Source organism: Pedobacter gandavensis, from assembly GCF_032677645.1.
GTDB classification, from domain to species: Bacteria; Bacteroidota; Bacteroidia; order Sphingobacteriales; family Sphingobacteriaceae; genus Pedobacter; species Pedobacter gandavensis_A.
Genome location: NZ_JAVTSB010000004.1, coordinates 233,261 through 254,218 on the forward strand (window position 1 = coordinate 233,261; position 20,958 = coordinate 254,218).

The following is a 20,958-nucleotide window of genomic DNA, read 5'->3' on the forward strand; positions in this document are numbered from 1 at the left end:
TTATAAGTTTCCTACAGCTTTTTCTAATTGATAGTATTGTATTTTGGCATTTACTTTTGCAGTCGTCAGTTCAAAACGCGATTGTAAAAGTTGGGTTTCGGCATCCAGCAGATCGGTTAATAAAGACAACTGGTTGAAATAAGTATTCTGTACGATACGATAACTTTCTGCGGCTTGCTTAATATTTTCATTCGCCACTTCGATACGCTTCAAGGATTCCGTATAACGGATATAGTTTTCCTGTACTTCCTGGCGGATATTATCTTTCACAGACTCATCTTCTACCTCCTGCTGATGCAGTTTAATTTCCGCTACTTTTACCTTATGTTTATTGGTATAAAGCGCAGAAACAGGGATTTTCAGTTTAATACCAGCCATACCATTGCGATATGGAGCGAGCGCATAAGGGTAAAACTGGATCTGAGGATAGGCCATCATATATTCTCCGAATAAACCTACTGAAGGCAGAATATTAGATTTTACCTGTTTCAATTTCAGTTCCCCGAGTTTTTGTTCCTGCTCAGAAATCTGGAGTTTAAAGGAATTCGATTGTCCGGCAGCCAGATAGTTAGCCAGCCCTTTGATTAAAACCGGATCAGTTTCTGATTCAGAAATAAGTGGTTTTAAAGGCGTATCATCGGCTCTGCCAATCAGCAAATTGAGCTTTTGTTCAGCAATATGAATACTGTTTTCAATTTCTGTCAGCATCATTTTTTGTTTCGACAAGCGCAATTCTGCACGCAACACATCACTTTTAAGGACGGTTCCGTTTTTGTACAAGACATTGATCTCCTGAAGTTGCTTTTCACGGTCTTTAATATCTTGCAGCAGCAGTGTTTTATAGGATTGATTGCGGTACACATCGTAGAAATAAACCGCAGCTAAGAAATGGATTTCCTGTTTGCTCAGGTTCTTCTTAGCGATGGCCAGTTCGTTTTCTGTTTTTGAGGCCGCAATTTCACGATTGGTTTTTCCACCATTATAAATGTTCAGGTAAGCATCGCCGGATATTTTATAATACTTCGGCTCTACCGGGAATTGTGTTGGCGTATGAAACAAACCATTTTCATAAATCGGCATTTTAAAGATGTGTGCCAGTACTCCGTTTGCCTGGATTTCGGGCAATCTTTCTGATCTGGCCACTTTGATGCCTGCTTCGGAAGCCATGACTTCCAGATTGTTCATTTGTATTTTCCTGCTGTTACTGTCTGTAAGTTGCCAAACCTGGCTCATGGAAAGTGGGATTTCCGGGTCTACCGGTCCTTGTGCATGGGTAAAAAGAGAGGATAAAAGAAGGGTCATACCACCCATGAATGTTCTTTTATACGTGCTAAAATTCATATAGTTTATTTAATGCTACAAATTTCGGCTAAGATTTCTTTCTTTATTTTATCTAAAGTGACATATATTTGTTCAAACCAGCCATATGGATCAGCACAGTAAAGAAAGCCTGTTATCGGCAATAGACGAACATCCTGAAAGCACTTATGTGTGGCACAGTAAGTTTGAAGACCGTTTTCGCCACCATCAACATCTAAAAGGGCAACTGACTTATGTGGAAGGCGGGGTGATTTTTCTATATGCAAATGATAAGTCTTACTTTCTGCCTGGCCGACATTACTTATGGATTCCTGCCGGAGTGGCGCACCATTTAGAGCATCGTTATCGCTCAGCGATAGTCCGCAACATTTATTTCGCGACGAATGCGGAAAAACAAGCACCTTTTTATGATCAGATTGGCATTTACCCTGTCAACAATTTGTTGCTGGAAATGCTCAAATATTCAGAAGGCTGGAATGGGAATATTGCTCCGGGAACACCCGAATATGGTTTTTTAGACACTTTAAAAAACATCCTGCCGGATATTAGTAAACATCCATTGCCAATTGTGGTTCCTACCACAGACAATGAACGTTTAAGACCGGCATTACAATACATTCACCAGCACTTATCGGAAGAGCTTACTTTAGCTTCCATTGCCACAGCCACCGGATTTTCTGAACGCACTTTATCCAGGGTATTTCTGGCCTCCTTAGACATTTCTTTTTTTCAATACCTGAAGCTGGTAAGGATCACTAAAGCAATGGAAAAGTTGTTGGAAAGCGATCTGACGATAAGTGAGATCGCTTATGAAGTTGGTTACGATAGTATTTCTTCCTTTAGCAACACCTTTTTCAAGATGACAGGAAGTAGACCTTCTTCGTTTAAAGCATTAAAAACAGCAAGCCTGAGCTCAACATAATTAACTTGAGCTCTGATTGATGAATTATTCCGTAGTTTCTTCCGGATCCGGTTCCGTGTGTAATCTTTTTTGTTTAGGTCCTTGTGGCCAGATATAACAGGTAGACTGTTTTTTCCAACCCAGACTTTTATAAAAATCACCTTTGCCGGGAGCGGCGGTTAGGTTTACGAAATGGTAATTATCGCCCAGTTTTTCATTTAAGGTAGTTACCAGGTATTTACCCAGTCCATTACCCTGAAAATCAGGATCAACAATGATATCTGCAAGGATTGCATAATACCTGCCATCATCAATGGTTCTTCCAAAAGCAATCAGCTGATCTCCCTTATAAATGAATAAAGTCCAGCTGCTTTTTCTGAAAGCTGCTTCTATGTCTGCTTCTACCCTTGTTCTCCAATCTACCTTATCAAATAACTCACATACGTAAGTCCAGTCGATAGTCGACAAATCAGGATTTATTTTGTAAGTCAGGTCGTTCACATCTATTTTAATCGGAGACATATTTAGCTTAAAGATTTTAATTGGGCACAAATATCAACAAATAATTTGTCTGTATTTAATGGTTTATAAAATTTAGGAAAAATGAAATCAACATTTAAATAATGTGGCGAATTGATGACGGAAAAGGGCATAAAAAATCCTGACCGATGGGGATCAGCCAGGATAATTCTATTATTTTTTGCCTACGATGACTTTGGTGAAGTCGGCAGTATTTAAATATTGATTGGCCAGCTGTTTTAAATCCTCTGGCGTGATGTTTTTCACGGTTTCGATATAGTTATCATAATACGTGTAATCAAGGCCGGAGAAATAGGCATTTTTGAACTTATCAGCATGAGAAAAAGCATTTTCTAAGCTGCCCAGCATGGAACCTAACATATAGTTACGTACCAGGTTTAATTCTTCTTCTGATACCAGGTCTGATTTCAATAAATCAATCTCTTTTTCGATCTCTATTAAGGTGTTGTTACATACATCTACCCCTACTTCTGTAGCGATGAAGAAATAACCAGCATCTTTTAAAGAAACGATTGCCGAGCCGATACCATAGGTATAACCTTTATCCTCTCGGATATTAGCCATTAAACGGGAACCAAAATAACCACCCAGCAAACAGTTCATCACCTGGAAGCCAGGGAAATCTTTGTGTTTTCTGGTAATCGCCAATGCGCCCATACGGATAGCCGATTGAATCGCCTCTGGTTTCTCAATCAGGATCTCTCCAGCTTGTCCTTTGGTAAAGTCGAATTTGTTGACAACAGAATGCTCCTTATTGTTCCAGGTTTTTCCTAAAACATTGTTCAAAAGATCAAATTCTGGTTGCTCGAACTTTCCGGCAACGATGATGGTACAATTTTCAGGTTTATAAGCTGCTTTGAAATAACTCAGCAAATCTGCCTGTTGGATGGCTTCATAATCGGAAGCACCGATATTAGATCCATAGCTGGAATCTCCGAATACGGCATTTGCGAAATGTTTTCTGGCTAAGAAATCATTCTTTTGCAAGCTGACCTGTAAGGATTGTTTTTGATTCTGCACATAGATATCCAGTTCTTGCTGAGGAAAAATACTCTCATTCAAGATGGATTGTAAGATCGGCAATACCTCAGCCAGGTGTTTGTTTAACGTGTAAACTTTTACGCTCGACTGATCTGCACCATATTCTGTTTGCAGGAAAGCGCCGTAATAATCTACCTTCTCCGCAATATCTTTGGCCGTTAATTTCGCTGTTCCGTTATTGATCAGGTGACTTACCGTTACAGATTGTAATGGTTTGGTTTGATCCCAGTTTACATTTTCAAAGATAAACTCAATACGTACCAATTCCTGTTTACCTGCATTGATGGTAAATACGGGAATTCCATTATCCAGCTGTTGCTTTAATGGTTCAATAAAATTTATTTCATCTACCTGTTTTGATTCAGGCGCTAGGGTACGATTAAGCATCTTGGGTAGTTAAATAGTATAAAATAGAAGACTGTTCTTTAACGAAGGTGCGTTGTGCCACCTCCAAAATACGCGATGAAGTTACTTCATGGTACCTGTCGATTTCTGTGTTCAGCATTTCTGCATCCCCTAACAGCTCGTAATAAGCAAGGTTCATGGCTTTATCTAAAAGGCTCATTTCTGCAAAAACGATGATAGATTCCGACTTGTTTTTCACTTTCGTCAGCTCATCAACCGTCACTTCTTCACTGGCAATGGCATTCAGTTCCTTCCAGATAGCAGCCTCAGCAGCTTCCATGGTGACGCCTTCTACCAGTTTACCTTCTACGATGAATAGGCCTTTATCGATACTTCCGGTTAGGTAAGCATGGATATCGCTGAACAATTGTTGTTCTTTAAGCAGGCTGTTGTATAATCTGGATGATTGTCCCTGAGAAAGGATATCAGACAACAGATCATAAACCTGGTAGTCTTTATCGGCACGATCCGGCATTTGGAAAGCCATGTAAATCGCGTTCAAAGGTACTTCTGCAATCACGGTTTCTTCGCGTGCAATAGTTTGCGTTGGTTCTACAGGGAGGTTTCTTACCGTCTGTTCTCCGGTAGGGATTGCTCCAAACCATTTCTCAGCCAATGCTTTTACTTCTTCTGTTTTGACATTTCCACCAACTACCATAATGGCATTTTGAGGGTGGTAATGTTTTTTGAAAAATGCTTTCACATCTTCCATTTTAGCATCTTCGATTTGCTTTAAGTCTTGTCCGATAGTTGCCCAGCGGTAAGGATGTTCTTTATAAGCAAGTGGCCTCAGCTTCAACCATACGTCACCGTAAGGTTGGTTTAAATATCTTTGTTTGAACTCTTCACACACTACATTACGCTGTGTTTCCAGACTTTTCTCTGAGAAAGCAAGGCTCAGCATCCGGTCGCTCTCTAACCAGAAAGCGGTTTCCAGATTGGTAGCCGGTAAGGTGATGTAATAATTGGTGATGTCATTGCTGGTAAAAGCATTGTTTTCGCCACCAACCCTTTGTAAGGGTTCGTCATAGCTAGGAATATTTACAGAACCCCCAAACATCAGGTGTTCAAATAAATGGGCAAAGCCGGTTTTATCTTGTTCTTCGTCTCTTGCACCAACGTCATATAAGATGTTTAACACCGCCATAGGCGTTGTATCATCCTCGTGTACCAGGACACGTAATCCATTGGCCAATGTAAAACGGTTAAAATCTACCATATATATTAAAATAATGTTCAAAGATAGGAATAAAGCAAAAGGGAAATGTGATAATAATGTGAAATAAAAAGAAAGGAACTTATGGTATATTTGCGGTATGAATACAGCCGATTTATTGCATAGGGCGCTAAAATTCGACTTTCTTACACAAGAAGAAGGCGTTTTTCTGTATCACCATGCGTCAACTGCCGAACTGGCCTATGTGGCCAATGAACTGAGGAAAAAACAAGTACCAAGCGGGAAAGTTACCTGGCAGATAGACCGTAATGTAAATACGACCAATGTATGTATTGCCAATTGTAAGTTCTGTAACTTCTTTAGAAGACCAGGACACGAAGATAGCTATATCACTGACATTGAAACTTATAAAGTTAAAATTGAAGAAACTTTCAGATTAGGCGGAGATCAGTTGTTGTTACAGGGTGGCCACCATCCGGACCTCGGACTGAAATTCTATGCTGATCTGTTTAGAAAACTAAAAGAATTATATCCTGATTTAAAATTACATGCTTTAGGTCCGCCGGAAATTGCCCATGTGGCCAAACTGGAGGGAATTTCTCATACAGAAGTATTGAGTGCTTTACAGGAAGCCGGTATGGATTCTCTGCCTGGTGCAGGTGCTGAAATCCTGAATGACCGTGTAAGAAGGTTAATTTCTAAAGGTAAATGTGGCGGTAAAGAATGGTTAGACGTGATGCGTGCAGCACATCAGCTGAATATCACTACTTCTGCAACCATGATGTTTGGTCATGTAGAAACCATTGAAGAACGTTTCGAACATTTAGTTTGGATCAGAGAAGTGCAGAGCGAAAAACCGGCAGATGCCAAAGGTTTCCTTGCCTTTATTCCATGGCCTTTCCAGGATGATGGTACTTTATTGAAAAGATTAAGAGGGATCAGCAATAATGTTTCCGGAGATGAGTATATCAGAATGCTTGCTTTGAGTAGAATTATGCTGCCTAACATTAAAAATATTCAGGCTTCCTGGCTTACGGTTGGTAAAAATGTAGCAGAGCTATGTTTACATGCAGGTGCCAATGATTTTGGATCGATTATGATTGAGGAGAATGTAGTTTCTGCCGCTGGCGCGCCACACCGTTTCACCGCGAAAGGAATTCAGGATGCCATCAGAGAAGCAGGTTTCGAGCCTCAGCTTCGCGGTCAGCAATACAATTACCGTGACCTTCCGGAGCATCTGGAAGAACAGGTAATTAATTACTAAAGACATTTTGTTTTAAATCAAAATAGGGGAAGAGACATTCGTCGTCTTCCCCATCTTAAACCTAAACAAATCCCCTTGTTTTTATTAAGAAACTCCGAATCCTTTTACAATAGCCAATACTTGTTCTGTTGTTAATGGCTCATCAAATGATTCTGTAGCGGCATTCGCATTTACTGCGCTTCCGTTAATTCCGGTAATGGTAATACCTGCCTGAATCACAGTTTCTTCTCCGGCATATACTGCTGCTGCATTAGCAACACCAGAATCATTTCCACCAGTAATCCATGGTTTAATATTAAAGCCATTTTGTGCACGCATGTAACGGATTTTGGCCGCATGACGCGCTTCCACAGAGTGAATATTTAATGCTGCTTCCAACACGCCACCCTGTCCTACTAACGCTGGCGCCTGTCCTTTGTAAGCACGAACTCCAGTATCTTCTAAACATTGGGCAACGGCAAGGAAAACTCCATAATTACCTGTTGCAAATGGATTTGGAAATGCACCACTGGCAGTCCAGTCGTAGCTGGCTTTGGCTGCAACAGCATCTGTACCAATTACGCCTTTCAGAAAGTTAACATGAGCTGTTTCGTGCGCAGAGATGATACCGATCGCTGCTTTGTCTAAGGCTACCTGTGTAGAGCCTGAGAAATCTGCACCACCAGTTGTTTTCAAGGCCTGCACATAAAATGCGGCTTCAAAATGCTCTAAGGTTAAGGCGAACTGCAATACTGCTTTTACATTTGCAGGTAAGGTACTTTGTCCATATGCCTTGTTAAACATGGACCCTAATGCCAATGGTACTGCAGCCAGACTTAATTTCTTTCCTACATTGAAGAACTGCTTCATTGCAGCTCTACGCGGGCTAAAGCGTTCATACACTTCTCCATCTACTTTTTCAATTTCTTCTAATATATCGACGATATTCATGACTTCCAGGTTTAGACTATAAATTAATGACGTTGATTTTTGTTTTCACAAACCCACCAGCAATAGCCAGTACCGCTTTTGGATCACGGGATTTGTCGAGTGCATTGGTCGCATCTACTACCTCTACGTTAGAGAAGGAGTTTGGTGAGATCAGCTCTCTGATGTAAGCCGCATGACGCGCTTCCACAGAAACAATTTTACCTGCTAAGGTTAAGTAAACGGTGCTTTTTAGTAATTTTCCAGCACCATTATAAGCAGAAACGCCTAAATCTTCGAATGCTTTTGCTGTTCCCAGAACACTGGTCCTGTCGGCAAAGTTGATTTTTGAGAAGTCAACCTCCAGTGCGCCAATGGCAGCGGCACCTAATGCGTTTTTGAAAAATTCACGGTGGGCAATTTCATGAAATTGTATGTCTTTAAAATAGGCAAGTTCAGGAGCACTGATATTCGCATATGGAGTGGCGGCCACCTGAATATAAAATGCTGCTTCTAATTGTTCCAGGGCATAAGCATAGTTTAGCACCCCGAAATCGTCTTTAAAATCAAGAGTAACTCCCCCACCGAAAAAGTTATCGTCGGGCATCGATTTATCTTTTTTACATCCTGCGGCGATCAAAGCGATGCCTGCTGCGCCTGCACCTGCATATTGCAGAAATGAACGGCGTTGCAATGGAGCGGTAAGAATACTGCCTTCCTCTTGCAGCACTTCTTTTTCATCGTGTAAGTTTTTCATAGTTATAGCTTTGAGTTAAAAATCAAGATTTTGCTTTCGCAAATCGTAATTCAAGTTTTTAGTTCAAAAGTTTATGAAACTTACCTGCGCAGGTTTTAGTTTTCTAAAATTTTATAGGTTTTGTAATGTCACTTACGGGAGAAATGACTGCTTGGATTTCATACTCAGCAAAAAAGATTCTTACATCCTTCATTTTTTTAATAAATTGACCCTTATAAACCCGATAGCAGTGCTGAACACGATTATTGTTGATGATGAAGAATTTGCCCGCTCCTCCCTTTATTTCCTGGTTCAGGAGAATTGTGAGGGCATTCATATCGCCGGGATTGCAAAATCAGTAGCTGAAGCAAGGCAGCTCCTGAACAATCACCAGATCGATTTGATATTTCTTGATATAGCCATGCCTGGCGAAAACGGATTTGAATTGATCCCCCTGGCGCAGCAACACAACGCTCATGTTATTTTTACAACGGCTTATGATCAGTATGCCCTGAGGGCAATTAAAGCTAATGCACTGGATTATCTTTTGAAACCCATTGATATTGATGAGCTAAAACTGTCCGTAGAAAAAGCAAGGAAATATATCGCGCTGAATAAAAAAGAAAACAACAGGAATGACAGTTTACAAAACCTGGCAACCAACCTTTCTGACCGCTCAGAAATCAGGAAAATCAGTCTTCCGAATGGACAGGGCTATTCATTAATCGATATCAATGACATTGTTCATATTGAAGCAGACAGCAATTACTCTATTTTTCACCTTGCGAATAAGGACAAAATCACGGTTTCCAAAGTTTTAAAAGAGTATGAAGAAATTCTTCCTGAGCAGCAGTTTGTACGTATCCATAAATCAAGTATTGTTAACCTGAACTATTTAAAGGAATACAATTCGAAAAATGGTGTGGAAGTTCTTTTGAAAAACGGAGAAAAGATCGCTGTTTCCAGAAGACGCGCAAGTGATTTTGCGGAAAAAGTTAAATCCTATATCAGAATTGAAAGTGATAAATCTTAATATCAAAGGGATCATTCCTTTTATTTTTTGCCTGATCAGCAGTCTGAGCGCCTTTTCTCAAAGCGCGTATCTGCAACACATTGACACAAAAAGTGGCTTACCCAGCAACAATTGCTTTTATACGATGCAGGATAGCAAAGGCTATATCTGGATCGCTACGGATGCGGGCGTAAGTCGGTTCGACGGGAAAATTGTAGAGACTTTTTCCGTTAATGATGGTTTACCGGACAATCAAATTCTACAGTTAAAGGAAGATAAAAGCGGTAAAATATGGTTTTTGGCTTTAAATGGCCAGCTCAGTTACTTTTTAAACGGCAAAATCTATAATGAGACCAATAACCAGCTGTTAAAACTGTTGAAAGTTAATGCGGTTATTGTTTCCTTTTTCCAGGATAGTCAGGGAAGAATCTGGCTGGGAACGAATAAGAATATGCTGGTGATGTACAATGGCAAATCGATCACAAAATATATTTCTGCCGACCATGACCGCCAGTTCATCAATGCTTTTATCCATGAGGATGAAAAAGGAAAGATCTGGGCGATCAGTAATACTTCTATCCGTGCAATGGAAGGCAATACGTTCAAGGTAGTTCCACATCAGCGTTTGCCCTTATCGTATAAAACAGCGCTCAATTTACCCGATAAAACACTGGCTTACCTAGATCAAAAGGGGCTCAACATCCGAAAAGGAAATCAGGAAACTTTGAAGATCAGGATCAGTCCGGAAATACTTTCAAATGACCCCGGATATCTTTATACCGATCAAAAAACTGGTCTCTGGATAAGTAATGCCTCAGGAATCTACCAGGTGGAAGCTGATGGAAAAACCAAACGTTACCTGGAAAATATCTCCGCCAGTCAGGCCATTAAGGATGCCAAAGGCAATATGTGGTTTACCACGACCAATGGTATTTATATGCTGCCCCAGGAAAATGAACGTCTGTATGTGGTTAATAAGGCCAATGGACTAAGCAGCGATGTGGTGAAAAGTATCACGAAAGACGATCGCAACAGACTCTGGCTAGGCCTTGATGAAGCAAAAATCAATACTTTAGACCTTACAAATGGTCAGATACACCAGATTGCGTTGCCTGATCAAAAAAAATATAACATCATCAAACAGCTTGCTTTTGATTCTCTGAATCATGCGATTTATTTTGCTTCGGATTATGGACTGGGCAGAATCAACGATATCTATCAGGACAACCGGCAAATTGACTTCCTGAAAGAAACTAATAATTCCATGTTTGTCATCAAGAGCTTTAGCATTGCTTCCGGAAGGAACCTTGCATTGGCACTATCCTCTGGAGTAGTTATTATTCCTGACCGGGAACGCAGGTTTGAATTTACCTCTTTGTCTTTTAAACAAGGGGAAGATTTCTTTAATAACCGTTCATACCGGGTATTTTATGACCAGGCACAGAATCTCTGGTTCTCCAATGTGAATGGATTATCGCAATTTTCTAATGGAATATTGTCGAACTTTTATGCTAAACAACCGCTTTTAACGAAACGGATCAATGATATTCAGGAGCTTTCGGACCATACGCTGGTTTTGGCAACGGATGGCAATGGCTTGATCTTTATGAGGAATGGCCGTATTTTAAAGGTGATCACTCAGGAAGATGGTCTGGCAGATAACATTTGTAAAAGGCTGTTTGTGAAGAATAATGAGACCTGGGTAGTTACGAACAATGGCATCAACAAGATTAATTTTAAAAATGACAAGGCTACTGTAGAGTCCTTTGGTTTTACCAACTCTTTGCTGACAGATGATGTGAACTGCTTGTTTATAGGCGAAAAGAACGCTTATTTTGCAACCAATAGTGGCTTGGTTTATTTTGACGTTAACCATTCCATCCATAAAAATGAAGCGCCTAAAGTATACGTTACTTCGGTGGTCAACAACAAGAATAAGCTGGGTATGAACCACCCTGATCATATACTGGAACCTGCTGACAACAGCATTACATTCTTTTACAGTGCTATTGATTTCCAGAATAAAAACATTTTATACCGTTACCGACTGAAACCCGACGCCCCCTGGACAGAGACCAGAAGTCGCAGGATTGAATTCTCTACGCTGGAACCCGGCGCTTATGTTTTTGAACTGAGTGCAAAATCTAACAACAGCGACTGGAGTACCCCGGTTACCGTGAGTTTTGTGCTTAAAGCCTATTTCTGGCAGACTACCTGGTTCCTGGTATTGGTGTTCTTAGTGGCAGGTCTTGCTTTTTATAAGCTGGCCGTAGTGGTGACCCGACGTCAGAAAAATAAAGAACAGGAACAGTTACTGTTGAAGAATAAGATCCTCATGCTGGAACAGCGTGCTTTACAAGCCATGATGAACCCTCACTTCGTATTTAATGTGATGAATTCCATTCAGCATTACATCAATACGAAGGATACCAATTCTGCCAATAAGGTGCTCACAGGCTTTGCCAAGCTGATCCGGAAAAACCTGGAGATTTGTACGCGGAGTTTCATTACCCTGGAAGAGGAGTTGGATTACCTGGAGTTATACCTGAGCCTGGAGAAGAAAAGGTTTGGCGATAAGCTGATTTATCAGATCAGGGTGAGTCCAGCGATTGATAAGGAAGAAACCATGATCCCTTCGATGATCCTCCAGCCTTTTATTGAAAATGCGATATGGCATGGTATTATGCCCAAAGAAGAGGGTGGTAAAATAGATATTCTGATTGACCTCAAGGGACCAGACCACCTGATCATTAAAATCATTGATGATGGCATAGGTATTGAAAACTCTTTGAGGGATAAAAAGGGAGAACACCAGAGCAAAGGAATGGACTTAACTAAAGAACGTATCCATTTATTGAATCAGGTGGAAGCAAATCCTATACAGATTAGTGTACAGCAAACAGGTTTGTCTGGGACTTTTGTATCTATTTCTATCCCATTATACACCTAAATTACCGTTTACTCAATTTTAAGTACCACTTACTAAGTATAAATTATTGATAATTAAATTAGCCCTAAACTTGTTATAGATATTAAAAACAAACATAGTTTGTAAAAAGCGTTCTTATAGAATTGATCAAAGATATTTTACCTAACCTAAAACTATATCTCAATTCAGGTTTCATTTGTGTGTTAAAAAATGGTAAAGCCTCAAACTTTACCATTTTTTTTTGCCTTGTTTTTTAGGCGCAATCCCTTCGCCGGGAATAAGCCCACCGTTAATTATCCATAGAAATATTTATTATCCAACCTTTGATTAAGCTGTCTTCTGAAATAGAGTAAACTTTTTAGAATCCGCAATGCGCTGCGGAGTAGATGGATTTGAGATCAGCTTATTGTCTTCGGTATCTTTAGTAATAAAAACTCCTGCGCCAACAATATTGTTCTCCCCGATACACACATCTTCTTTTACAGAGGAGTTGATCCCCAAAAAAGAATTGCTTCCAACAGTCACATTTCCGGCAAGTATATTTCCAGACAACAACACATGATCTTTAATCGTGCAATGGTGACCAATACGTGCCCCAATTAAGATGCAGTTATTACCGATCGATACAAAGGGATGGATCCCACAGCCTTGATCTATGAATACGTTATGACCTACATTTAAATCCGGCCAGACACTGGCCTTTGAGGAGATGTAGTTTGCAAAAGTATATCCGGCTTCCCTTATTTTATGAAAAACAGACGCACGGGCACTATTTCTCCCTATCGCGATATGCATGCAATAATCCTCAGGAGGATATTGCAGCAAGAGCTGATCAAAATTAACTATGGGTAAGTCCATTAGCGTCGTTTGCATGTCGGATATATAAGCATCATCAACGCAAAAAGCGACCACCTCATAAGGACTATCGTTATTAAAAGAATAGCAAATAAGCTCTGCCATTTTTCCAGTTCCATAAATAACTACTTTCATAGGATTATGTTTTTCGTTAGGATTTGTGAAATAAAGATAGGCTAATCCACACACAAAATGTGCATAGCGCACACTATTGAGAAACACCTACTTCACAGATTTACAGATCATTACAAACCAACTCAACCCTTAAAATACGCTAAAAAAGCAGTGCCAATGTCGTATCTGCTTATACTTAATTAATTTGAGCGCTACCTAAGATTCTAATCATGAGCCAAAGATTGTAAACCTGGTTCTCATTTTTTAAGCAAGGTTTTACAATTTTATAAAGGCTGATACGGTTGTTTTCAGTGAATCTCCCGGCCAGCTCCTAACACCTGTAAACACCATTATTCATTGTTTTTTATTTAAACAGTTCGCTAAAGTATTATACTTACCGTCATTTATCAAATAATGAGAAATTACCCGGCATTTATATCCTGATTTCAATATAAATTATACTGAAAAGTAACGCGTTTATAGCGCCTTTTTTTTTCAAAAATACTCTTCGGGTAAAAGTTTTTTACACTAATTTTGATGCACCAAAAAATCAAATAAACACTGCTCTTTATATTTGTAAAGATTTTTTGTAATTTTAACGTATCAATACAAACCTTACTGAATTTATTTTTTTGTAATGAAAACACCAAAAAAACCTACCAGCAAAAGTCCATTAGTTGACCCTGAAACAGACATCGATGAATCAAGTGAAGAAACCGGCAACAAGAAGTCTCATGAAGATGATGAAGACGACTTTGACCTGCCTTTAGACGACCTGGATGGCTTCGAAAATTTCAGTGATGACGATGACGACGATTATTAAAAAACAAAACATACTATTTTTTTAAGCATCCCCCAATAGGGATGCTTTTTATTTTAATTCAGCCCAGCTTACATGCAGATTATACCCGTATCCGATTCAAAGACAAAAAAAGAATTTTTAAATGTGGCCCGCTTTCTTTATAAAGACGACCCGAACTGGATTTGTCCGCTTGATCATGATATCGAACAAATATTTGATGCTAAAAAGAATACCTTCTTTAACCATGGAAAATGTACCCGCTGGATCCTCAAAGATGCTGCAGGTGTGACGATTGGAAGGGTCGCTGCCTTTATCAATGATAAAAAAGCTTATCAATACGACCAGCCTACCGGCGGTATGGGGTTTTTCGAATGTATTGAGGATCAGGCAGCCGCTTATATCTTATTTGATACTGCTAAAATCTGGTTGCAGGAACAGGGTATGGAAGCTATGGATGGACCGATCAATTTTGGGGAAAACGATTCTTTCTGGGGCTTACTCGTAGAGGGCTTTACGCCGCCTTCTTACGGCATGAATTATAACCATACATATTATCATGATTTTTTCAAAAACTATGGATTTGAGACGAGTTATGAGCAAATCACTAATCACCTGAATGTTAGAAAACCCTTCCCTGAGCGTTTTACTAAAATTGCCAACTGGGTAGCCAGTAAGCCAGGTTATACTTTTGAGCATTTCTCTAAGAAGAATTCAGAAAAATACGTCCAGGACCTGATGGAAATATACAATGATGGCTGGCAGGATTTTGAAAAGTTTGTGCCCATTAAAAAAGAGACTTTACTGGAAAGTTTCAAAAAGATGGAAACCATTATGGATGAAAAGCTGATCTGGTTTGCCTATATTAATGGAGAACCCGCATCTTTTGTGGTTATTATCCCTGATGCTAATCAATTGATCAAAAGCTTTAACGGAAAACTGGGTTTAATAGAAAAGTTAATGTTCCTCTACAAACGCTGGGTTGGCGTAAATAGAATGCGTGCGATTGTAATGGGTACAAAGCAGGTGTTTCAGAAACATGGATTGGAATCGGCACTCTTTATTAAACTTAAAGAATATGTATTGCCTCTAAATCAATACGATGAGCTGGAATTGAGCTGGGTAGGCGACTTTAATGATAAGATGCTCTCTTTACATGAAGCAACAGGTGCCACTTTTGGCAAACGACACCTGACGCTACGTAAAATATTTTAAGGGCCTGGGCTTATCTTTCGCGAATCTCTTCATAAAGATCAATTACCTTCTTCTGAAGCTTGATGATCTCTTCTTCTCTCAAAGAAAGTTTTTCTTTGAGCGTATTAATTTCTTCAAAATTAAGGGATTGAGGATTTTCGCCTTCTTTAGAGATGATGTCCATAGTCGATACCTGAAATAGGTTAGCAATTTGCTCTAATCTGGAGATATTAATATCTGTAATACCTGTTTCAATTTTTGAAAAGGCAGGAATTGAAATATTTAGACGTTTAGCCACTTCCCCTTGGCTCCAGCCATTCTTCTGGCGTAATTGTCTAATGTTTTTTCCAATGATATTCATGTGATAAATTTAGGTGTATTATTCTAGTTTGTACTTTATGTTAATTGGTAGTCAACTCACGTGCCAATTTCACCAAATCCAAACCACCAAAATTCCCGGAGCTCATTAATAATAAATTTGTGCGATTAAAATTGATACTCAATAAGTAATCATTTAATTCGTCCGAATTATTAAAAAACTGTAATTCATTACATTTAAACGCATTTTGCACATCTAATTTGCTAAACGGCTTAATCTTTTTATGTGTAAAAGTAGCTTCATCAATGTATACAATTGAAAGGTCGGCTTGTTTCATTGTATCTGCATATTGTGCTAAAAATTCTTTGTTCAAACTGCTAAATGTATGTAACTCTATACACGCAACCAATTTCCTTTCCGTAAACTGAGTTTTCACAGCCTCTATTGTTGCCTTCAGTTTAGATGGGGAGTGTGCAAAGTCCTTATACACGTTGGTATGGTCTTTTTTGAGCAACACTTCCAGTCTTTTTGCGGCTCCTGTAAAGGAAGAAATCGCGGTATTAAACTGTTTATTTGTTAAACCTAAAGCTTCACAAACCAGGCGGGCAGCATTGAGGTTCATTAGGTTATGATTTCCAAAGACATTTAAAACCGTACGATCAGGTAAAAGATAAGTTACACCTTCTTTTACCTCATGCGGAGGAATGCCGTATCCTGTTTTCTGTACATTAGCCGTAGATCTGTCCACCAATTGATTTAAGTCGTCATCAGCTGTACAATAAATCAATTTTCCTTCCGGTTGAATGGTGTCTATAAAAAGTTCAAACTGACGGGTATAATCTTCGAAAGTCGGGAAAACATTGATATGGTCCCAGGCAATTCCGCTAATTACCGCAATATTCGCTTTATATAAATGAAATTTTGGTCGCCTATCTATCGGGGATGCCAGATATTCATCACCCTCAATAATGATCACCGGGGCTTCTTCCGTAATTTTCACCATAGTATCAAATCCGGCCAATTGAGCACCTACCAGGTAATCAAAATCACGGTTGTAATAATTCAATACATGAAGGATCATGGAGGTAATGGTGGTTTTTCCGTGACTGCCACCAATCACTACCCGAAGTTTATCTTTGGTTTGCTCATAGATATATTCCGGGTAAGAATAGATTTTAAGGCCCAGTTCCTGTGCTTTTAATAGCTCAGGGTTGTCCAGCAGCGCATGCATCCCTAAAATTACGGCGTCCAGATCCGGTGTAATCCGACTCGCATCCCAACCCATTTGCTCCGGCAAAATGTCATGTCGGGCCAGGCGGCTTGCAGAGGGTTCAAAAATAAGATCATCAGAACCAGTTACCTGATAGCCTTTTTTATGTAAGGCAATGGCCAGGTTGTGCATGGCACTACCGCCAATAGCTATAAAATGTATGCGCATATGTCAATGATAAAATAAGGTACGAAAAATACCGCCGAAGCGGTATTGGTCTTTAGTCTTTTTTAAACTGGGCAGCAACCCATTCTCCTATTTTCTTATGATCTACATACCTGATCTGCAAAGCTTCACAGGCTGTTTTAATCATATCCAGATCAGGAGTTTCATAGAATCCGCTGAAGAAGATCGTTCCTCCCGGGGCCAGAACTTTGGCGTAGGTAGGAATTTGATCCAGCAGGATGTTTCTATTGATATTTGCCAGAATGATGTCAAAAGTTTGTTGAGGAATGGTTTCTTTACCACCGCAGGCGGCAGTTAAGTTGGTAATGCCATTCAGTTCCGAGTTTTCTAAGGTACTCAGGTAACACACATCATCATTGTCTATCGCAACCAGTGATGCCGCGCCTTTTTTAGCCGCTAAGATGGCAAGAATACCTGTTCCGCAGCCCATATCAAGGATAGTTTTTCCCTGAACGTCTGTAGAAAGGATGTATTGCATCATCATGGTGGTAGTTTGATGGTGGCCGGTACCAAAAGCCATCTTAGGATCAATCACAATCTCATATTGATATTGTGGTTGCGACTGATGGAATGTCGCCCTTACATAGCACTGCTCGTCGATAATAAGAGGTTCGAAATTCTTCTCCCACTCCTCATTCCAGTTTTCCGCAGCAATCTCTGTAACGGCGTATGTAATTTCCAGTTCCTCTTTATACCTTTCCAGCACTTCGGTTAGATTTTCTAACGCGTAGCTGTCCAGGTCAATAAATGCGTCAAAGCCATTTTCGGTATCTTCAAATGTATTAAAGCCAATCTCCGCCAAATCACTGATCAGCAAATCCTGCTGATATTCCTCTATCGCTGTAAAGCTGAATGTTACCTTGATGTATTGCATTATGAATTGAAAGTTTTAACGATGTCAGTAAAGTCTCTTGATTTCAAAGAAGCACCACCAATTAGTCCACCGTCAATATCCGGTTGAGCGAATAATTCTGCCGCATTTTTTGGGTTACAGCTACCACCGTAAAGGATACTTGTACCTTCTGCGATATCAACACCATATTTAGTAGTAATTTCTGCGCGGATGAAAGCATGAACTTCCTGTGCTTGTTCAGAAGAAGCAGTTAAGCCTGTTCCAATTGCCCAAACGGGTTCGTAAGCGATTACGATTTTAGAGAAATCAGCAGCATCTAAACCAAAAACACCATTTACCAACTGTGATTTTAACACGTCAAAATAACTTCCGTTATTTCTTTCATCTAAAGTTTCACCGATACAGAAAAGTGGAGTAAGGTTGTTTTGTAGCGCAATTACTGTTTTTTGAGCCAATAACTCATCTGATTCTGCGAAATACTGACGTCTTTCAGAGTGTCCGATGATCACATATTCGCAACCTACAGATTTGATCATCTTTGCAGAAATCTCTCCTGTATAAGCGCCGCTTTCATTTTGGTGACAGTTTTGAGCACCAACTTTAACGGTTTCACCACCTAATTGTGCCAAACTGTTTAAATGAATGAATGGAGAGCAGATGATGGCGATTTGGTCACCTTTCTTCTCATCTCTTACCATATTTACGATTTCTGAGAATAAAGATATCCCTTCGGCATAGTCTAAATTCATTTTCCAATTTCCGGCAACGATTTTTTTTCTGATCATATTTTTATTGTTTTAGCGCCATGAAGCTAAGATAAAGGCTTCAATTCTACTGTTTTTTTAATGATTATTAACTTCTGTATGACTTAGTCAATTCAAACACAGCGGTTAATATATTTCTTTCTACCTCATCAAAAGGTAGGTTTCTACGCTTAAAAACCTGTTCTGCGGTTTCAAACATTTTGTAGAGGCGATAAGTTTCAAAGCCCTGAGCACCACCCCATGAAAAATCGGGGAGGAATGTTTTAGGGAATCCAGCGCCAAAAACATTGGCCCCTACCCCAACTACAGATCCGGTATTGAACATGGTATTGATTCCGCATTTTGCATGATCAGCCATGATCATCCCACAAAACAGCATCCCGGTTTCCCGAAGACCTTCCATCGTATAGTCCCAGATTTTCACATCCGCATAGTTATTTTTAAGGTTAGAGTTATTACTGTCTGCCCCGATATTACACCATTGTCCCATCACGGAATTACCAAGATAACCTTCATGACCTTTAGAGGAATAGCCCCAGATCACCGCATTATTGATTTCACCACCAACCCTGCTAAAAGGGCCTATTGTAGTCTGTCCGTAGATTTTAGCCCCCATCTTGACTTGCGAATCATGACAAAGTGCAAAGGATCCACGGATGTGTGCACCTTCCCAGATCTGGCTGTTTTTACCAATATAAACCGGTCCGGTTAAGCTGTTCAGCGTGGCACATTCGGCCCCGCCGCCTTCTTCAACAAAGACCTGCTCTCCAAGTATAACGTTGGTACTGCTCAATATTGTGGAAGAACGACCTTTTGTCAATAAACTAAAGTCTTTTCTCAGCTCTCCATCGTTGTTTTTAAAAATATCTTCCGGGTGGAGGATTCTGATCAGCGCTGCTTCATAAGCCACCGGCTTTAATTCAGCTGCATACTCAGGAATCACACCTGCGCCTGAGGCACGGTAAGCAATCAATAAGTCCTGTTGTTTCAAAGCTTCCCCATCACGTAAACGGTCTATCGCTTCCAGCAGGCCTTCGTCCGGACATACCGATCCATTGATGGATAAGTTCGCAGTTGGCTGTGCAGGGAATTTAACAGAAAGATAAGGGATGGTATGGAAACCGGCTGTAGCATTTAAATGCCGCTCCCATTTTTGAGCTATGGTAAGAATACCAACACGGAGGTCGGCAACCGGTCTTGTGAAAGATAGCGGACGTAAGGATGCCCAGGCATTATCATCAAATAAATTGATTGTCATAAGCAACAAAAATAAAAAAAGTCCCGAAGCAATAGCACCGGGACTTTAAAATAATTACTTTTTTGGTAGAATTACTTCTTAGCGTAACGAGTTTTAAATTTGTCGATACGACCAGCTGTATCTACTAATTTCATTTTACCAGTATAGAAAGGGTGTGAAGTATGAGAAATCTCTAATTTGTATAGAGGATATTCGTTACCATCTTCCCATGTAACAGACTCTTTAGTATCTACACAAGATTTGGTTAAGAAAGAGTACTCATTTGACATATCTTTAAATACTACAAATCTATAGTTTGATGGATGCAGATCTTTTTTCATGATGCTTTTATATTATTATTTCCTTATTTCTCGCTTATTTTTAAGGTTGCAAATATCCTAAAATTATTTTTCATTAGCAAGGAAGTCTTGAAAAATTATCTACTATACTTTTTTCTAGTCTCAATTTTCTCTTTTTGCCGCTCCAAATAGGCTTCAGCAATGACTTCAGCTGAAGGGAGTTCCGAATTATTGATCAAAAGGCTTTTCAATTTCTCTTCATCTACGTCGGCACGGTACAAAATGTTCATCATTTTGGAGATGTCATTGTCGAGCAAATACGCAAAAGCCTGCACCAATCGTTCTTTAATCTCTGCTTCTGACCAGATTTCTTCAACTTCAAAATCTTTACTCACTATAGTATTTAATGCTTTCAAATCTTCCATTAGACTTTGATCTCCTGACACAATTCTACCAATACACCATTCGTCCCTTTTGGATGAACAAAACAAACCAGTTTATGGTCGGCACCTAACTTAGGTTGCTCATTCAGCAAGACAAAACCTTCGCTTTTTAAACGCTCCATCTCCGCCAGAATATCTTCTACCTCAAAAGCGATGTGGTGAATACCTTCTCCTTTTTTCTCCAGGAACTTTGCAATCGGGCTGTCTTCTCTGCTGGCAGACAACAATTCAATTTTATTAACTCCGGTTTGAAAAAACGCGGTATGTACCCCTTCAGAAACTACCTCTTCCTTTTTATAGCAGGCGGTGTTCAATAATTTCTCATAAAGACCACAGGATAAATCCAGGTCTTTTACAGCGATACCGATGTGTTCAATTTTCCTCATATCTGGTT

The 20,958-nt window shown here is 39.7% G+C and carries 21 protein-coding genes; 6 read left to right on the forward strand and 15 right to left on the reverse strand.

Annotated elements, in window-relative coordinates; genetic code table 11:
• Nucleotides 1–1,341: a TolC family protein gene (locus R2Q66_RS08700; RefSeq protein WP_316747922.1), complete on the reverse strand. Its 1,341-nt coding sequence runs from the start codon at nt 1,339–1,341 to the stop codon at nt 1–3.
• Nucleotides 1,342–1,426: 85 nt separating this feature from the next.
• On the opposite strand from R2Q66_RS08700, the gene R2Q66_RS08705 reads away from it, so the two are divergent.
• Nucleotides 1,427–2,242: an AraC family transcriptional regulator gene (locus tag R2Q66_RS08705; RefSeq protein WP_316747924.1), complete on the forward strand. Its 816-nt coding sequence runs from the start codon at nt 1,427–1,429 to the stop codon at nt 2,240–2,242.
• A gap of 24 nt (nt 2,243–2,266) precedes the next feature.
• Here the strand turns inward: R2Q66_RS08705 and R2Q66_RS08710 are convergent, their stop codons facing one another.
• The 3 genes from R2Q66_RS08710 to R2Q66_RS08720 form a co-directional block, all read right to left on the reverse strand.
• On the reverse strand, nt 2,267–2,743 hold the full coding sequence (locus tag R2Q66_RS08710; protein WP_316747926.1) for a GNAT family N-acetyltransferase: 477 nt from the start codon (nt 2,741–2,743) through the stop codon (nt 2,267–2,269).
• 171 nt (nt 2,744–2,914) lie between these two features.
• Nucleotides 2,915–4,189 (reverse strand): pitrilysin family protein, encoded by a 1,275-nt coding sequence (locus R2Q66_RS08715; RefSeq protein ID WP_316747928.1) that lies wholly within the window; start codon nt 4,187–4,189, stop codon nt 2,915–2,917.
• Nucleotides 4,182–5,426 carry a pitrilysin family protein gene (locus R2Q66_RS08720; protein WP_316747930.1) on the reverse strand — a complete coding sequence of 415 codons (1,245 nt, stop codon included), beginning with the start codon at nt 5,424–5,426 and terminating at the stop codon, nt 4,182–4,184. Before R2Q66_RS08720 ends, R2Q66_RS08715 begins: the two co-directional genes overlap by 8 nt.
• 97 nt (nt 5,427–5,523) lie before the next feature.
• Here R2Q66_RS08720 and mqnC point away from each other — a divergent pair, with 97 nt between their 5' ends.
• Nucleotides 5,524–6,648, forward strand: a complete 1,125-nt coding sequence (gene mqnC, locus R2Q66_RS08725) for a cyclic dehypoxanthinyl futalosine synthase (protein ID WP_316747932.1) — start codon at nt 5,524–5,526, stop codon at nt 6,646–6,648.
• 84 nt (nt 6,649–6,732) lie between these two features.
• Here the strand turns inward: mqnC and R2Q66_RS08730 are convergent, their stop codons facing one another.
• Both R2Q66_RS08730 and R2Q66_RS08735 read right to left on the reverse strand, forming a co-directional pair.
• Entirely contained in the window at nt 6,733–7,578 is an 846-nt protein-coding gene (locus tag R2Q66_RS08730; protein ID WP_316747934.1) for a ferritin-like domain-containing protein, read from the reverse strand.
• A gap of 16 nt (nt 7,579–7,594) precedes the next feature.
• Complete coding sequence (locus tag R2Q66_RS08735) at nt 7,595–8,311, reverse strand: ferritin-like domain-containing protein (RefSeq protein ID WP_316747936.1); 717 nt, start codon at nt 8,309–8,311, stop codon at nt 7,595–7,597.
• Nucleotides 8,312–8,540: 229 nt separating this feature from the next.
• Between R2Q66_RS08735 and R2Q66_RS08740 the strand changes: the two genes are divergently transcribed.
• The gene (locus R2Q66_RS08740; RefSeq protein WP_316747938.1) at nt 8,541–9,323 is read left to right on the forward strand and encodes a LytTR family DNA-binding domain-containing protein; all 783 of its coding nucleotides are present in this window, start codon (nt 8,541–8,543) and stop codon (nt 9,321–9,323) included.
• Nucleotides 9,310–12,252 (forward strand): two-component regulator propeller domain-containing protein, encoded by a 2,943-nt coding sequence (locus R2Q66_RS08745; RefSeq protein WP_316748179.1) that lies wholly within the window; start codon nt 9,310–9,312, stop codon nt 12,250–12,252. The genes R2Q66_RS08740 and R2Q66_RS08745 overlap by 14 nt, the downstream gene beginning before the upstream one ends.
• 306 nt (nt 12,253–12,558) lie before the next feature.
• Here R2Q66_RS08745 and R2Q66_RS08750 read toward each other — a convergent pair whose 3' ends face one another.
• Nucleotides 12,559–13,221: an acetyltransferase gene (locus tag R2Q66_RS08750; RefSeq protein WP_316747941.1), complete on the reverse strand. Its 663-nt coding sequence runs from the start codon at nt 13,219–13,221 to the stop codon at nt 12,559–12,561.
• Nucleotides 13,222–13,837: 616 nt separating this feature from the next.
• On the opposite strand from R2Q66_RS08750, the gene R2Q66_RS08755 reads away from it, so the two are divergent.
• Nucleotides 13,838–14,023, forward strand: a complete 186-nt coding sequence (locus tag R2Q66_RS08755; RefSeq protein ID WP_316747943.1) for a hypothetical protein — start codon at nt 13,838–13,840, stop codon at nt 14,021–14,023.
• Nucleotides 14,024–14,095: 72 nt separating this feature from the next.
• Nucleotides 14,096–15,214 (forward strand): GNAT family N-acetyltransferase, encoded by a 1,119-nt coding sequence (locus tag R2Q66_RS08760; RefSeq protein WP_316747945.1) that lies wholly within the window; start codon nt 14,096–14,098, stop codon nt 15,212–15,214.
• Between the two features lie 10 nt (nt 15,215–15,224).
• Here the strand turns inward: R2Q66_RS08760 and R2Q66_RS08765 are convergent, their stop codons facing one another.
• The 8 genes from R2Q66_RS08765 to mce all read right to left on the reverse strand — a co-directional run bounded on the left by R2Q66_RS08765 (nt 15,225) and on the right by mce (nt 20,950).
• Entirely contained in the window at nt 15,225–15,554 is a 330-nt protein-coding gene (locus R2Q66_RS08765) for a helix-turn-helix transcriptional regulator (protein WP_316747947.1), read from the reverse strand.
• A gap of 40 nt (nt 15,555–15,594) precedes the next feature.
• Nucleotides 15,595–16,950 (reverse strand): UDP-N-acetylmuramate--L-alanine ligase, encoded by a 1,356-nt coding sequence (locus R2Q66_RS08770; protein ID WP_316747949.1) that lies wholly within the window; start codon nt 16,948–16,950, stop codon nt 15,595–15,597.
• Nucleotides 16,951–17,002: 52 nt separating this feature from the next.
• The gene (gene prmA, locus R2Q66_RS08775; RefSeq protein ID WP_316747951.1) at nt 17,003–17,842 is read right to left on the reverse strand and encodes a 50S ribosomal protein L11 methyltransferase; all 840 of its coding nucleotides are present in this window, start codon (nt 17,840–17,842) and stop codon (nt 17,003–17,005) included.
• Nucleotides 17,842–18,603, reverse strand: coding sequence for a triose-phosphate isomerase (tpiA, locus tag R2Q66_RS08780; protein WP_316748181.1), 762 nt, complete (start codon nt 18,601–18,603; stop codon nt 17,842–17,844). Before tpiA ends, prmA begins: the two co-directional genes overlap by 1 nt.
• A 70-nt stretch (nt 18,604–18,673) precedes the next feature.
• A complete protein-coding gene (locus R2Q66_RS08785; protein ID WP_316747952.1) occupies nt 18,674–19,843 on the reverse strand; it encodes a putative sugar nucleotidyl transferase in 1,170 nt (389 codons plus the stop codon).
• 71 nt (nt 19,844–19,914) lie between these two features.
• Nucleotides 19,915–20,163 (reverse strand): type B 50S ribosomal protein L31, encoded by a 249-nt coding sequence (locus R2Q66_RS08790; RefSeq protein ID WP_265842116.1) that lies wholly within the window; start codon nt 20,161–20,163, stop codon nt 19,915–19,917.
• 95 nt (nt 20,164–20,258) lie between these two features.
• Entirely contained in the window at nt 20,259–20,546 is a 288-nt protein-coding gene (locus R2Q66_RS08795) for a hypothetical protein (protein ID WP_316747955.1), read from the reverse strand.
• The gene (mce, locus tag R2Q66_RS08800) at nt 20,546–20,950 is read right to left on the reverse strand and encodes a methylmalonyl-CoA epimerase (RefSeq protein ID WP_316747957.1); all 405 of its coding nucleotides are present in this window, start codon (nt 20,948–20,950) and stop codon (nt 20,546–20,548) included. Before mce ends, R2Q66_RS08795 begins: the two co-directional genes overlap by 1 nt.
• Between the last annotated feature and the right edge of the window lie 8 nt (nt 20,951–20,958).